The organism is Oceanitalea stevensii (assembly GCF_014837105.1).
Lineage (GTDB): Bacteria > Actinomycetota > Actinomycetes > Actinomycetales > Actinomycetaceae > Oceanitalea > Oceanitalea stevensii.
The window spans coordinates 236,173-249,880 of sequence record NZ_JACSPO010000003.1 but is presented as its reverse complement, the minus strand read 5'-3'; the positions used below and the strand labels follow the sequence as shown (position 1 = coordinate 249,880).

The following is a 13,708-nucleotide window of genomic DNA, read 5'->3' as shown; positions in this document are numbered from 1 at the left end:
GCTGACCGCCGGCGCGTGCCGAAGTCATCGGCCAGGCACGACATCGGGCTCGGGCCGGGTCCAGTTCTCCTTGCCCGGCCACAGGAACCCGGCGACCGTCGGCGACGTCGCGAAGGCCACCACCGCCGTCGCCACGACGAACACGGTCTCGTCACTCACCGTGACCTCGAGGTACTGGCCGGAGACGACGAGCTGCATGACCACCTGGAACGCGAGGTGCCACCCGACCGTGGCCCACACCGAGCCGGAGATCAGCCGGATGCACCCGACGACGACCCCCATCCCGAGGAACAGGACCAGACGCTCGAGGAGGACGCCCCATCCCTCGGTGATCACCCACAGCGCCGTGCCGAACAGCATGAAGAGGAGTGCCTGGACGAGGACGGCGAGCCAGGGCGCCATGGCGGCGGTGAGGTTGCGGTAGACGTACCCGCGGAAGAGCAGCTCCTCCGGGAACGCCTCGTAGACGAGGACCAGGACGACGAGCAGGAGCACGGCGCCGACGGTCTCGGCGAGCGTCGCGTCGATCTCGATCCGCAGCCACCCGGCCGCCAGGGCGACCGCCAGCCCGACCGCCGCCGGCACCAACCAGCTCAGGGCCCCGGAGACCAGATCACGGACCGCGCGCCGCCCACCGGACAGCCCCAGCGTCCCGACGGGGCGCCTGTCCAGCAGGCGCCGCGCCGCCACGACGAGGACACCGGCGACGATCAGCGCCGCCACGGCACTGACGGCGTGCCTCGCCAGTGAGAGCCCCTCGCCCCACACCCGAGTGGTCAGGGCCGCGATGCCCAGCCAGCCCAGGAGGGCACCCGTGACGACGACGGCCAACCGAGCCGCGACGGGCAGACGCACGGCCTCCGACACCTGACCGCGATCGGGATGGGTCATCTCTCGACGCTATGCCAGCCGCTCCGTTCCCCGCAGCCGTTTTCCTCGAGTCCTCCCGCGCGGCGCGGTGGACCCGTCGACGGCGAGGTCGGCGACCGCGTCAGGTGCGACGTCGGTGGTGAAGTGGGAGGCCTGGGGTGTACCGCTCCCCCGGCCGGTCCTACCGTGGTGCCATGCGTCTGGAGAACATCGTGCTCGACGCCGTCGACCCGGGCCGGGTCGGCCGGTTCTGGGAGGCCGTCCTCGGGGGCGAGCGGCTCAGTGACGGGCCGGAGGGGTTCGAGACCCGGCTCCCGATCCCCGACGGCCCGGTCATCGACCTGTGCGTCCAGCCGGTCCCCGAGCCACCGGCCGAGCCGCTGCGACTGCACCTCGACCTGCTCGGCGGGGACCGCCAGCTCGAGCTCGTCGACAGGTTCCTCGAGCTCGGTGCCCGGCACCTCGACATCGGGCAGGGCGACGTGCCGTGGGTCGTCCTCGCCGATCCCGAGGGCAACCCGTTCTGCGTCATGGAGCACCGGGACGTCTACAGCGACACCGGGCCGATCGCGGCTCTCCCCCTCGACTCCGCCGACCCCGAGCGCGACCTCGAGTTCTGGTCGTGGCTCACCGGCTGGACCAGGGCCGACGGCGTCGCGCCCTGCTCGCTGCGGCACCCGTCCCGTCGCGGTCCGCTCCTCGAGCTGTGCACCGAGCCGGCCCCCAAGGGCGGCGCGAAGAACCGGGTCCATCTCGATGTCCGCCTCGAGCCCGGTGACGACGCCGACGACGTCGCCGCGGGCATCGTCGCGCGTGGCGGACGGGAGCTCGACCCGGGCTGGGGTGACCTGCCGTGGCGGGTGTACGCCGACCCGTCCGGCAACGAGCTGTGCGTACTGCCCGCAGCTCCCCCCTCCCCTCCCCCCGGTCCGTAGCCGGCGAGCACCGGCACCAGCTCGTCGTGCCGATCTTCCCGTCCGACTTCACCTGGGAGGACGGGGCCGGCACGCTCTCTGGGCTCAACCACACGTTCTCGGCAGGTGACTCCGTGTCACTGGGAGCGGATACAGCGAGAATCCTCCGTCGGTCGCTGAGCACCTTCCGGATGGCTGTGAAGGCGACCAGTACTTCATCGTGCACTCGGCGTGAGAATGAGCGCCCTCGTCGGCCAACACCGCGCCACCTTCCAGGAATCGGGCACCCGGCGCGCACTCCTTTCCAACGCCCCCTCCTGCGGACGTACGGTTACGTGCATGATCACGCCGGTGCGCCCGATCCTGATGGCCATTGGTGTCCTCGCAGCTGCGTCGGCTTGTACCAGTGCGAGCGTGGCAGTCGAGCGCGTCCAGTGGTCGGTGAGCGAAGACGCCAGCGGGCACCAGCTCTCTCTTCTGGTGTACGCGGGAGGAAGCACATGCGTCGACTACGACAGAGTTGACGTCGACGAGGGCGGCGAGGTCGTGGAAATCAGGGCGTATCTGCGCGTGGACAAGAACAGCCCCTGCAGTGAGGACCTCCGGATCGAGGAAGTCGCCGTAGAGCTGACTGAGCCCCTTGGGGACCGCAGCCTCGTGGGGTGTGCTGGACCGGACACGATCTGGCCCGAATGGAGCTTCGGGGATGCCACGGACTGCGCAGCACCTTCGAGCTGGGCGAAGCAGACCCTCGAGCGCGACTCACACAGTCCGGCATGATCGCGGGATCGTCACATTCGACGGAACTTGCCCGGCGGCCCGAGCGTTAGTGGTTCGACACCGGACGAGGGAGCACACGTGGGTAGGCAAGAAGCACATGGGACGGCGGGCGACGCCGTCCTCAACGGCGTGCTGACCGGCGTCTGGTACGCGCTGCCCGACGTCGTCGCGTCGCGTCGAGCACGCGGGTGGCTCAAGGTGGCGGTGATCGTCGGGGGTGCGGCGTGGGCCGCGCGAGCCGCTCGGGTGGCCGACGGCGGCACCCCGGACGCCGCCGAGGGAGGCGGGAAGGCGCCAGCAGCAGAGGCGGTGCCCACCGCCCTCGTGGCACGCATGGCGACCGCGCCCGTGATCGACGCGCAGGCACTCGGGCTGGGTGACACCCCACCGAACCGGGCTCGGCCGGTCAGGGCGGTGGCCGGCGTGGCGTTGGCCGCGCTGGGTGTCGGCGCGTCGGTGGCAGGCGAGCGCGCGATCCACCGGTGGGGCGAGCGGCTGACGGCACGCGGTGTGCGGTACGCACACACCCGGATCGGGCTGGTGGCCGGTGGCGTGACCGGCCTGAGCACCTGGGCGTTGGCGCGTGACTGACTACTGAGGGGTCGTCATCGCGCCGGCGGGGTCGGCGCGGAGACCCGTCCGCGCGCCCGTCACGGGATCCCTGGAGGGATGCCGTTCCGACGACCGCTGACACTGGCGGGCGTAGTGTTCCGCGCATGGACGTCGTGGCCTGGCTGCTCGACTCGGACCCCGCACTGCGCTGGCAGGTGTTTTCCGACCTCACCGACGCACCGGAGGACGAGGTGAGCGCGGAGCGCGCCCGGGTCGCGACGACCGGCTGGGGCGCGCAGCTCCTCGCCGAGCAGGCCGACGACGGTCGCTGGGACGGCGGCACCTACCGCCCCGGGTGGGTGGACGAGTCGCGTCCGTTCTTCGACGCGTGGACGGCCACCCACTTCGCCCTCCAGCAGCTCGCCGACCTCGGCCTGGACCCGCGCAGCCGACAGGCCGGACGCGCCCTCACCCTGGTACGCGAGCACGTGCGCTGGGAGCACGAGGGCGAGCCCTTCCTCGACGGCGAGGTCGAGCCCTGCATCAACGGCGTCGCGCTGCGCACGGCCGCGTACTTCGAGCAGGACGCCTCCCCCATGGTCTCCACCCTGCTGGCCGGCCGCCTGCCGGACGGCGGGTGGAACTGCTGGGCCGAGCACGGTGCCTCGGTCTCCTCCTTCCACTCCACCATCTGCGTCGTCGAGGGCCTGCTCGCGTGGGAGCGTGCCGGCCACGACGATCCCGACGTCCGCGAGGCCCGGCTCGCGGGCGAGGAGTACCTGCTCGAGCGCGGCCTGTTCCGTCGTCGCTCCGACGGCGCCGTCGCCGACCCGCGGATGACGATGCTGTCCTACCCCGTGCGCTGGTACCACGACGTCCTGCGCGGCCTCGAGCACTTCCGGCTGGCCGACCGCCGCGACCCTCGCCTCGCGGAGGCGGTCGAGCTCGTCCGGGGCAAGGCGGACGAGCGAGGGCTGTGGACGCTGGAGCTGCACCACGAGGGACCCACCCTCCTCGACCTCGGCGAGGGCGAGGGCTTCCCCAGCCGGTGGGTGACCCTCCGGGCCCTGCGCGTGCTGCGCTGGTGGGACGCGGCCTGAGTCGCCACAGGGTGGCCACGAGTGCGACGAGCGGAGTGACGTCCTGGCTGAGCGCTCGCATCACCTGGCTGCCACCACACGGCGCAGGACCACCTCCCGCGGTGTTCGCCAAGTCGGAGACGCGCAGCCGTGGCGAGCTCGGCGCCCGCCCCCACCCGCTGGGGACGCCCTGAGGCCTCGCCGGAGGGTGATCCCCGCGTGCCCCGCGCGCACGGCAACGCGGACCAGGGTGGGATCAGGGTGCTCCCCGATGCCCGGGCACCGGCGGCGGCCCTAGCGTGGACGCCATGAGCACCTTCTTCGACAGCATCCGCCGCACCGGCTTCCGGCGCGGCCCCCAGCGCATCCTCGGCGGCGTCTGCGGTGGGGTCGCCGCCCGCCTCGGCGCCAACGTCATGATCGTGCGCCTGCTCCTCCTGCTCGCGTTCCTGCTGCCGGGCATCGGGTGGGTGCTCTACGTCGCGCTGTGGGCCCTGCTCCCCTGGCAGGACGGCAGCATCCCGCTCGAGCGGGTCCTCTCCCGCTGACGCGGCTGGCGCGCCGCTGCCCTCGGACGGCGGGGTTGACCGCCTCTGTACGGTGAGGCGCACCGGGCGCGCGCCGGCGCTCCCGCGGAGAGGAGCAGCGATGTCCTTCCAGGCCTACCTCGACGCCGTCGAGACCAAGACCGGCCTCACGCCGCGCCAGCTGCTGGAGCAGGCCAACGACCGGGGCTTCGGCCCGGACACCAAGGCCACGCCGATCGTCGAGTGGCTGCGCGACGAGCACGGGCTCGGACGAGGCCACGCCATGGCGATGGTCCACGTCATCACCAAGGGCGAGCGCATCAGCGCCACGCACGTCGGCTCCGGCGGCTCCCACGCCGACGCCTCCGACCGCCTGTGGCTCGACGGCAAGGACACCCGGCCCGACGACTCGTGAGCCCGGCGCCCCGGTCAGGGGTTGAGGAACAGCGCGGCCGTCGTCAGCACCGCGAGGACGGCCAGCACCCGGACCGCGCGGCTCCGAGCACCTGCCGGCCGCGCCGCGCCGAGCGCGGCGGCCACGGCCAGGCTGAGCGGCACGAGCCACCAGCCGAGGAACCCGTAGGCGTCCCACGGCCAGTGCGAGACCTCGCCGATGTCCCGCAGCTGCGGGAGGAACGCGAGCACGACCCCGATCGGGACGGGGACAGCGAACACGAGCATGAGCCAGGTCAGCGCGCTGCTGCTGGCGGTGGGGACTGCGGGGCTGGGGGCAGGCGTTGCCACGAGCGGGCCTTCCGTGAACGTCGTCGTCATCCGGTCCCCCGGGGGCAACGCTACCGGTCGCGGGCTCGTGCCGTCAGCCCTCCGCAGCGCCGACGCCGTCGAACGGCGTGATGAGTGCGAGGCCGGCCTCGGTGCCCTCGATCCCGAAGTCCGAGTCGCTGAGGTAGAGCCGGAGACGGCCCGCGCCGTCCAGGGGGTCACCGTCGGGGTACGCGCCTCCTGCCTCGCACGAGCGCGGGGTGGCGGCGACGTCGATGGTGGTTCCCGGCTCGGCCGTCCCCTTGAGGACGCGGTCGACCTCCACGCGCCACACCGTCGCGGTCACCCCGAACATGGCCCGCTCCCCCACCCGCTCGAGCGGCCGGCCCTCCACGACGACGTTGGCCAGCTCGGTCCGGGCGGCGTCGTCGTCGGCGGGTGCCCAGGAGATGCAGGCGCCCTGTGCGGCCGGGACACCGCAGCCGGCAGCGACGAGCAGCGCGATCAGCGCGGCCCAGGTCCCGGGCCTCTGTCGGCGGCGTCGCTCCATACCTGTCTGTGTCGCCGCGGTCGCTCTCCTTGCACGCCTCAGCAGTCCAGCTGCACCAGGGGGGACTCGTCCGTCGTGCTGCCCGTGGGGATCCCGGAGGCGGCCGAGGAGACCGGGTCCACGAACGGTGCCCCCCGGACGTGGTTGTCGGTGGTGGACGCCATACTGGCGCGACACAACGACTGAAGGGACCACACCGCCGTGACGACCGAACGAACCTTCTCGACCTACCGGATGGCTCGGACCGCCGCAGCGCTGGCGGTTGGAGCGCTCCTGGCCGGCGGGCTCGCCGTGCCCGCCTCTGCCTCCGGCTCGACCACCGTGCCGACCGCCCAGCCCGGTATCCCCGCCGATGACGGCTCGAGCACGAGGGACATCGACGACGGCGGTATCGGCGGCACCGGCAACGAGTTCCACCTCGCGGACTTCTTCGGCAACACGCAGTACTCGTTCCGCTACGGGAACCCGGGCGGCCGCTTCTACGTCGGCGACTGGGACTGGGACAGCTTCGACTCCTTGGCCTACCGGATCGGCAGCACGTTCTACATCCGCAACAGCTACACCGCTGGGCGCCCCCACGAGGTCCTCTCCTACGGCCGGCCCGGGGACCGGATCTACGTCGGCGACTGGGACGGGGACGGCAAGGACACCCTCGCCGTTCGCCGCGGAGTGGAGTACCACATCAAGAACTCCCTCACGGGTGGGCCCGCGGACGCCGTCGTCTACTACGGCCGCGCCGGCGACGACGTCCTCGTCGGCGACTGGGACGGGGACGGCAAGGACACGTTCGCGGTCCGGCGGGGAAACACCTACCACATCAGCAACACCTTCGACGGTGGGGACGCCGACAAGGTGGTCACCTACGGCCGCGCCGGGGACGAGGTCTACGTCGGGGACTGGGGCGGCGGCCCGTGGGGTCCCGACGGCATCTCCACGCTGGCAGTCCGGCGTGGCAAGACCTACTACTTCAAGGACCGCATCGCGGGAGGCGACGCCGACCACGTGGTGACGTACGGACGCGAGTCGGACACCACGGTGGTCGGCAACTGGTACGGCGCCGGCGTGGACGACAGCCTCACCCCTGACACCCTCGGCATCCGCCGCCCCTGAGTGGGCACGAGAAGGCCCCCGCCGTGTGTCACGGCGGGGGCCTTCTCGTGCGATCAGCCGCCGACGTACGCGGCGAGGTGCTCGCCGGTGAGGGTGGCCCGGCCAGCGACGAGGTCGGCGGGCGTGCCCTCGAAGACCACCCGTCCGCCGTCGTTCCCGGCGCCCGGGCCGAGGTCGACGAGCCAGTCGGCGTGGGCCATGACGGCCTGGTGGTGCTCGATGACGACGACCGTGCGGCCGGAGTCGACGAGGCGGTCGAGCAGCGCGAGCAGCTGCTGGACGTCGGCGAGGTGCAGGCCGGTCGTCGGCTCGTCGAGGACGAGGACGGACCCCTTCTCCCCCATGTGGACGGCGAGCTTGAGCCGCTGGCGCTCCCCGCCGGAGAGCGTGGTGAGCGGCTGGCCGAGGGTGAGGTAGCCGAGGCCGACGTCAGCGAGGCGCTCGAGGATGGCGTGCGCGGCCGGGGTGCGGGACTCGCCGTCGGCGAAGAAGGCCTCCGCCTCGGCGACGGGCATCTCGAGCACCTCGGCGATGTTCCGCCCCCCGAGGGTGTACTCGAGCACCGCCGCCTGGAAGCGCCGGCCCTCGCACTCCTCGCAGGTGGTGGTGACGGTGTCCATGAACCCGAGCTCGGTGAAGATGACCCCGGCGCCGTTGCACACGGGGCACGCCCCCTCGGAGTTCGCGCTGAACAGCGCGGGCTTGACGCCGTTGGCCTTGGCGAAGGCCTTGCGCACCGGCTCGAGCAGGCCGGTGTAGGTGGCCGGGTTGGAGCGGCGCGAGCCCTTGATCTGGCCCTGGTCCACGACGATGACGCCCTCGCGTCCCCCGAGGTTCCCGTGGATGAGGGAGCTCTTGCCGGAGCCGGCCACGCCGGTGACGACGGTGAGGACCCCGGTGGGGATGTCGACGTCGACCCCGGTGAGGTTGTTCTGTCGCGCGCCGCGGATCTCCAGGGCGCCGGTGCGCTCGCGGACGGTGTCCTTGAGGTGCACCCGGTCGTCGAGGTGGCGGCCGGTGAGCGTGCCGCTCGACCGCAGACCCTCGAGGCTGCCCTCGTAGACGATCTCCCCGCCGCCGGTGCCGGCCCCCGGACCGAGGTCGACGACGTGGTCGGCGATGGCGATCGTCTCCGGCTTGTGCTCGACGACGAGGACGGTGTTGCCCTTGTCGCGCAGCTGCGTGAGCAGGGCGTTCATCCGCTCGATGTCGTGAGGGTGCAGCCCGACCGTGGGCTCGTCGAAGACGTAGGTGACGTCGGTGAGGGAGGAGCCGAGGTGACGGATCATCTTGACGCGCTGGGCCTCGCCGCCGGACAGCGTGCCCGAGGGGCGTTCGAGGGACAGGTACCCCAGGCCGATCCCGACGAAGGAGTCGAGCAGGTGGCGCAGGTTGTCGAGCAGCGGGCCGACGGAGGGCTCGTCGAGCCCCCGCACCCACTCGGCGAGGTCACTGATCTGCATCGCGCAGGCGTCGGCGATGCTGACGCCGCGGATCGTCGACTCGCGGGCGTGGGGGGCCAGCCGCGTGCCCTCGCAGTCGGGGCAGGTCTGGTAGACGACGGCGCGGTCGACGAAGGCCCGGATGTGCGGCTGCATCGCGTCGCGGTCCTTGGCGAGCATCGACTTCTTGATCTTCGGGACGAGGCCCTCGTAGGTCATGTTCGCCCCGCCGACGGGGACCTTGACGGGCTCCTTGTAGAGGAAGTCGTGCAGCTCACGCTTGGTGTAGTCGCGGATCGGCTTGTCCGGCTTGAGGAAGCCGGACTCCATGAAGAGCTTGACGTACCAGCCGTCGGCGACGTACCCCGGGACGGTGATCGCGCCCTCGGCGAGGGACTTGGACTCGTCGTAGAGCTGGGCGAGGTCGATGTCGGTGACCGCGCCGCGTCCCTCGCAGCGGGGGCACATGCCGCCGAGCTGGTTGAAGGTCGCCTTGACGGCCTTCTTCCCGCCGACGGAGATGGCTCCCTGCGAGGTGACGGACGGGACGTTGAAGGAGTAGGCGTTCGGGGACCCGACGTGCGGCTCACCGAGCCGGCTGAAGAGCATGCGCAGGAACGCGTTCGCGTCGGTCACCGTGCCGACGGTGGAGCGCGGGTTCGCGCCGAGCCGCTCCTGGTCGACGATGATCGCCGTCGTCAGGCCCTCGAGGACGTCGACGTCGGGGCGTGCCTGGGTGGGCATGAAGCCCTGGAGGAAGGTGCTGTAGGTCTCGTTGATGAGCCGTCGCGACTCCGCGGCCACGGTGTCGAAGACGAGTGAGCTCTTGCCCGAGCCGGAGACCCCGGTGAACACCGTGAGCCGCCGCTTGGGGATGTCGACGTCGACGTCCTGGAGGTTGTTCTCCCGGGCGCCGCGCACGCGGATGAGGTCGTGAGTGTCGGCCTGCGTCGCGGGGGCCGTCGAGGTGTCGGTCGTCGTCATCCGGGTCTCCGTTGGTGTGTCGTCAGCTCTGCTGGAGCCGGACGGTGTTGCCGGCCGGGTCGCGGAACGCGCAGTCCCGCACGCCCCAGTCCTGGTCGGTGGGCTCCTGCATGATCTCGACGTCGGCGGCCTGGGCCCGCTCGAAGGCGGCGTCGAGGTCCGGGGTGGCGAGGAGGACGCTGGCGAAGGTGCCCTTGGCCATCATCTCCGCGATGGTCTGCTGCTCGTCCTCGGTGATGTTGGGGTCCGCCGTCGGCGGGTAGAGGACGATCGAGGTGCCGGGCTGGCTGGGCGCGCCGATGGTGATCCAGCGCATGGCGCCCTGGCCGACGTCCTGGCGGACCTCGAAGCCGAGCGCGTCCCGGTAGAAGGCGAGCGAGGCCTCCGGGTCGGTGGTGGGCAGGAAGCTGGCGTGAATGGTGATGTCCATGGCGGTCACGCTAGGGGCACGGCAGCGACGCGGGCTTCTTGATTCCTGACCGGTCTGGTGACGCGCTTGGAGACGCACGGCGGGATCCCGCCGGGCAGGTCCGAGGCGCGCTCGCGGTACGCGCTGGGCGGCACCCCGACGAGCTCCCGGAAGCGCGTGCTGAACGTCCCCAGGGAGGAGAAGCCGACGGCGAAGCAGATCTCGGTGACGCTCAGCTCGCCCCGGCGCAGCAGCGTCATCGCGCGCTCGATGCGGCGGGTCATGAGGTAGGAGTAGGGCGGCTCGCCGTAGGCGCGACGGAACTCCCGGCTCAGGTGCCCGGCGGACATGTGGACGCCGCGAGCGAGGGCGGGGACGTCGAGGGGCTGCGCGTACTCGCGGTCGATCCGGTCGCGGACACGGCGGAGCAGCGCGAGGTCCTGCAGGCGCTGCTCGGCGGCGGTGTCCACGGCGCCGATCGTGCCACGTCCGGCCCGGCGTGCCTAGGCCCCGCCGCCCGTTCCGCGTGCCGCCCGCTCCCGCGCACGGGCCACCGCCTCCCGCTCCCGCTTGAGGGCCTCTCGCAGCCGGCGCTCGCCCTCGCGGACCGCCTTCTCCGCCTCGCGGCGCGCGGCTCTGGCCTCCCGCACCTTCGGGTCCTTGGGGAAGCCCTCGGCCGGGGCGCCAGCCGGCTCCTCGGGAGACTGCCTGGGGGCGTCGTCGGCCCGCGAGTCGACGTAGAGCGCGACGCCGTCGAGCAGGCGCTCGAGCCCGAAGGCGAAGGGGTCGCTGTCGTCCGTGAGCACCCCGCTGTCGAGTGCGACGCGCAGGCTCGGGAAGGCCTCCGCGGTCACCAGGGTGCCGAGCACCTGGGCCATGACGCGGTCCAGGTCGTCAGGGGTGACCCCGTCCGCAGCGGCTCGGGCGTCGTAGCCGCGCTGGACGCTCGCGGTCCAGCGGACCTGGCCCATGACGAGGAGCAGGACGGCGGTGCGTTCCAGCCAGCTGAGCGGCGTGTCCGCGAGGGTGCCCAGTCCCGCGTCGAACCAGGCGGCGTTCCCCGGGGTCCCGGGGACACCGGCGATCGGAAGGTCGAGCAGCCACGGGTGGGCCTCGTACACGGCGAGGACCTCGCGGTGGTACGCGGCCAGGCGGGCACGCCAGTCCCCTGCCTCCGACAGGCTCAGCGGCGGGAGGCCCAGGGCCGTGTCCCCCATGACCATGAGGAGCTCGTCCTTGTTGGTGACGTAGCGGTACAGCGACATCGTCGTGAACCCGAGGCGGCTCGCCACTGCCGTCATCGACACGGCCCCCAACCCGTCGGCGTCGGCGATCTCGATCGCTGCCTCGACGATGCGCTCGATGCTCAGCTCGCGCTTGGGACCACGCTGGGGGTGGGCGGCCACGCCCCACGCCAGTGCCACGCCACGTGGCAGCGGCACGTCCTCGGGCTCCGTGTCCATTCGCCCAGCCTAACCGTGTAGGGGGTAGACACCTCTGTGTATGCCATCTACTGTTTAGGCCATACACACCACTGAGACGGGAGATCACCATGGACCCGACGATCCTCGTCCGCGGCGTACGGAAGTCCTTCGGAGCCCTGGAGGTCCTCACCGGGGTGGACCTCACCGTCGACCCCGGCATGGTCCATGCGCTGCTCGGGCCGAACGGCGCCGGCAAGACGACGCTGGTCAACATCCTCGCCACCCTCGTCCGGCCGGACGCCGGTACCGTCACGGTCGCCGGGGCGGACCCGGTCCGCGACCCCGTCGCGGTCCGCCGCAGGATCGCCCTCACCGGCCAGGCGGCCGCCGTCGACGAGCTCCTCACGGCGACGGAGAACATCCGGATGATGGCCGCCCTCCAGGGGCTGGGACGCCGCGCGGCGCGCCTTCGCAGCCGCGAGCTCATCGAGAGCTTCGGGCTCGGCCCGGCCGCCTCCCGCCAGGTGCGGACCTACTCGGGCGGCATGCGGCGGCGCCTCGACCTCGCACTGAGCCTCGTGGTGGCGGTGCCCGTCGTCTTCCTCGACGAGCCGACCACCGGGCTCGACCCGAGCAGCCGCCGTGAGCTGTGGGACGTCATCCGCTCGCTGCGGGAGGGCGGGGCGACGGTCCTGCTCACGACGCAGAACCTCGAGGAGGCCGACGAGCTCGCCGACCGGGTCTCCATCCTGCGTGAGGGCGCCATCGTCGCCGAGGGCACACCGGCCGAGCTCAAGCGGGCGGTCGGCCAGGACGTCGTGGAGCTACGGGGGCCGGGCGGCGAGGTCCTCCACGCCGAGCCGACGGACGGCAGCCCCGCCGGGCTGCGGGACGCGCTCGACACCATCGACGCCCTCGGGCTGCGCGGCGAGCTCCACCTGCGCCGCCCGAGCCTCGACGACGTCTTCTTCGCCATGACCGAGGCCGCGCCCGGTTCCCCCGCTCTCACCGGAAGGACGCCCGCATGACCGTCCTCAGCACCGCCCCTCCCGCCCGTCCCCTCAGGCTCGGCACCGAGGAGGCCGTCTTCATCGGCCGCAGCCTGAGGCACAGCACGCGCAACGTCGAGTCGCTCCTCATGGCCGTGCTGCTGCCCGTGCTGCTCATGCTGCTGTTCGTCTACGTCTTCGGCGGCGCCCTGGACCCGGGCGGCGGGTACGTCGACTACGTCGTGCCGGGGATCATCCTGCTCTGTGCCGGCTACGGCGCAGCCTCCACCGCCGTCGACGTCGCCGGGGACGCTGCCTCCGGGATCATGGACCGCTTCCGCACGCTGCCGATGCGCAGCTGGGCCGTCGTCACCGGGCACGTCGTCGCCAGCCTGCTCCGCAACCTGCTGGCCACCGGGATCGTCGTCGGGGTAGCGGTGCTCGTCGGGTTCCGGCCGACCGCGAACGCGGCCGAGTGGCTGGTGGCCGTGCTCGTCGTCGCGGTCTACGTCCTGGCGATCACCTACCTGTTCGCCGCGATCGGGCTGGCCACCGGCAGTCCGGAGGCCGCGACGGGCTACGGCTTCGTCCTGCTCTTCCTGCCCTACCTGTCCACTGCCTTCGTCGGCGCCGACTCCTTGCCGACCTGGCTGCGCGGCTTCGCGGAGCACCAGCCCATCACGCCCGTGATCGAGACCCTCCGTGGCCTGCTCATGGGCGCCAACGCGGGCAGCGCACCCGTGCTCGCCGCCGCATGGCTGGCGGGCATCCTGCTCGGGGCGGTCCTCTGGGCAGCCGTCCAGTTCCGGCGGCGCGCGGGGCGGCGGTGAGAGGCATGCCCCGTCGGGCGGCGCCCGGCTACGTGCCGGGCAGCCGGCGCAGGCGCTGCGCCTCGACCTCGTAGCGCGAGGCGCGGCCGGCCCCGGTCGCGAAGAACCGGCGTCGCAGCGCGCCCTCGACCGCGACGACGCTCCCCTCCCCCACCCGCCCCGCGACCCGGCGGGTGCGCCCGCTCCAGCAGGCGACGTCGATGGTGTCGACACGAGCTCGCCCCTCGCCGGCGTCCGGGCGCGGGACGACGAGCCGGAAGGTCGACAGCCGGTCCCCGCTCGGCAGCTCCCGCTCCTCGACCTCCCCGCTCACCCGGCCGACGAGGCTGACGGCGTTGTGCCCCACCTGGTCACTGGTCATCGTGTGCTCCTCTCCGCCCCCAGCATGGGACGACCGCGCGACACTGCCGGCCCTCGCGACGGTCACCGGTGGACGAGCACCGCGACCGGGGCGCTGGGGAGCGCTCGTCGTTGCTCCACAGCGCGGTCACCGGTCCGGCCGTCCCCAGCCCCGCCGGTGGAGCC

Annotated in this window: 17 protein-coding genes; 9 read left to right on the top strand and 8 right to left on the bottom strand. The window is 72.5% G+C overall.

Annotation, left to right across the window (positions count from 1 at the left end; genetic code table 11):
* Positions 1 to 24: 24 nt before the first annotated feature.
* Entirely contained in the window at positions 25 to 891 is an 867-nt protein-coding gene (locus H9624_RS08850; protein WP_251839524.1) for a CPBP family intramembrane glutamic endopeptidase, read from the bottom strand.
* 173 nt (positions 892 to 1,064) lie between these two features.
* On the opposite strand from H9624_RS08850, the gene H9624_RS08845 reads away from it, so the two are divergent.
* The 6 genes from H9624_RS08845 (at position 1,065) to H9624_RS08820 (ending at position 5,137) form a co-directional block, all read left to right on the top strand.
* Positions 1,065 to 1,805, top strand: coding sequence for a VOC family protein (locus tag H9624_RS08845; protein WP_251839523.1), 741 nt, complete (start codon positions 1,065 to 1,067; stop codon positions 1,803 to 1,805).
* 318 nt (positions 1,806 to 2,123) lie between these two features.
* Positions 2,124 to 2,564: a hypothetical protein gene (locus H9624_RS08840; RefSeq protein ID WP_251839522.1), complete on the top strand. Its 441-nt coding sequence runs from the start codon at positions 2,124 to 2,126 to the stop codon at positions 2,562 to 2,564.
* Between the two features lie 78 nt (positions 2,565 to 2,642).
* Positions 2,643 to 3,155, top strand: a complete 513-nt coding sequence (locus H9624_RS08835) for a hypothetical protein (RefSeq protein WP_251839521.1) — start codon at positions 2,643 to 2,645, stop codon at positions 3,153 to 3,155.
* A 125-nt stretch (positions 3,156 to 3,280) separates the two neighbouring features.
* Positions 3,281 to 4,216, top strand: a complete 936-nt coding sequence (locus tag H9624_RS08830; protein ID WP_251839520.1) for a hypothetical protein — start codon at positions 3,281 to 3,283, stop codon at positions 4,214 to 4,216.
* A gap of 287 nt (positions 4,217 to 4,503) precedes the next feature.
* Entirely contained in the window at positions 4,504 to 4,743 is a 240-nt protein-coding gene (locus tag H9624_RS08825; protein ID WP_251839519.1) for a PspC domain-containing protein, read from the top strand.
* A 100-nt stretch (positions 4,744 to 4,843) separates the two neighbouring features.
* Positions 4,844 to 5,137 carry a DUF4287 domain-containing protein gene (locus tag H9624_RS08820; RefSeq protein ID WP_251839518.1) on the top strand — a complete coding sequence of 98 codons (294 nt, stop codon included), beginning with the start codon at positions 4,844 to 4,846 and terminating at the stop codon, positions 5,135 to 5,137.
* Positions 5,138 to 5,151: 14 nt separating this feature from the next.
* Here H9624_RS08820 and H9624_RS08815 read toward each other — a convergent pair whose 3' ends face one another.
* Together H9624_RS08815 and H9624_RS08810 are read right to left on the bottom strand one after the other, a co-directional pair.
* Entirely contained in the window at positions 5,152 to 5,466 is a 315-nt protein-coding gene (locus tag H9624_RS08815) for a hypothetical protein (RefSeq protein ID WP_251839517.1), read from the bottom strand.
* Positions 5,467 to 5,539: 73 nt separating this feature from the next.
* A complete protein-coding gene (locus H9624_RS08810) occupies positions 5,540 to 5,995 on the bottom strand; it encodes a hypothetical protein (RefSeq protein WP_251839516.1) in 456 nt (151 codons plus the stop codon).
* Between the two features lie 201 nt (positions 5,996 to 6,196).
* Between H9624_RS08810 and H9624_RS08805 the strand changes: the two genes are divergently transcribed.
* Positions 6,197 to 7,105 carry a hypothetical protein gene (locus H9624_RS08805; protein WP_251839515.1) on the top strand — a complete coding sequence of 303 codons (909 nt, stop codon included), beginning with the start codon at positions 6,197 to 6,199 and terminating at the stop codon, positions 7,103 to 7,105.
* Between the two features lie 53 nt (positions 7,106 to 7,158).
* Here the strand turns inward: H9624_RS08805 and H9624_RS08800 are convergent, their stop codons facing one another.
* From H9624_RS08800 to H9624_RS08785, 4 genes are read right to left on the bottom strand one after another with little or no spacing between them, the layout of a single operon-like run.
* Positions 7,159 to 9,531: an ATP-binding cassette domain-containing protein gene (locus H9624_RS08800; RefSeq protein ID WP_251839514.1), complete on the bottom strand. Its 2,373-nt coding sequence runs from the start codon at positions 9,529 to 9,531 to the stop codon at positions 7,159 to 7,161.
* A 22-nt stretch (positions 9,532 to 9,553) separates the two neighbouring features.
* Positions 9,554 to 9,961 (bottom strand): VOC family protein, encoded by a 408-nt coding sequence (locus H9624_RS08795; RefSeq protein WP_251839513.1) that lies wholly within the window; start codon positions 9,959 to 9,961, stop codon positions 9,554 to 9,556.
* A 5-nt stretch (positions 9,962 to 9,966) separates the two neighbouring features.
* A complete protein-coding gene (locus H9624_RS08790) occupies positions 9,967 to 10,410 on the bottom strand; it encodes a helix-turn-helix transcriptional regulator (RefSeq protein WP_251839512.1) in 444 nt (147 codons plus the stop codon).
* A 33-nt stretch (positions 10,411 to 10,443) separates the two neighbouring features.
* Positions 10,444 to 11,403: a TetR/AcrR family transcriptional regulator gene (locus H9624_RS08785; RefSeq protein ID WP_251839511.1), complete on the bottom strand. Its 960-nt coding sequence runs from the start codon at positions 11,401 to 11,403 to the stop codon at positions 10,444 to 10,446.
* A gap of 89 nt (positions 11,404 to 11,492) precedes the next feature.
* Between H9624_RS08785 and H9624_RS08780 the strand changes: the two genes are divergently transcribed.
* Positions 11,493 to 12,392, top strand: a complete 900-nt coding sequence (locus H9624_RS08780; RefSeq protein ID WP_251839510.1) for an ABC transporter ATP-binding protein — start codon at positions 11,493 to 11,495, stop codon at positions 12,390 to 12,392.
* Positions 12,389 to 13,183, top strand: coding sequence for an ABC transporter permease (locus H9624_RS08775; protein WP_251839509.1), 795 nt, complete (start codon positions 12,389 to 12,391; stop codon positions 13,181 to 13,183). Before H9624_RS08780 ends, H9624_RS08775 begins: the two co-directional genes overlap by 4 nt.
* 28 nt (positions 13,184 to 13,211) lie before the next feature.
* Here H9624_RS08775 and H9624_RS08770 read toward each other — a convergent pair whose 3' ends face one another.
* Entirely contained in the window at positions 13,212 to 13,544 is a 333-nt protein-coding gene (locus H9624_RS08770) for a single-stranded DNA-binding protein (RefSeq protein WP_251839508.1), read from the bottom strand.
* Positions 13,545 to 13,708: the final 164 nt, after the last annotated feature.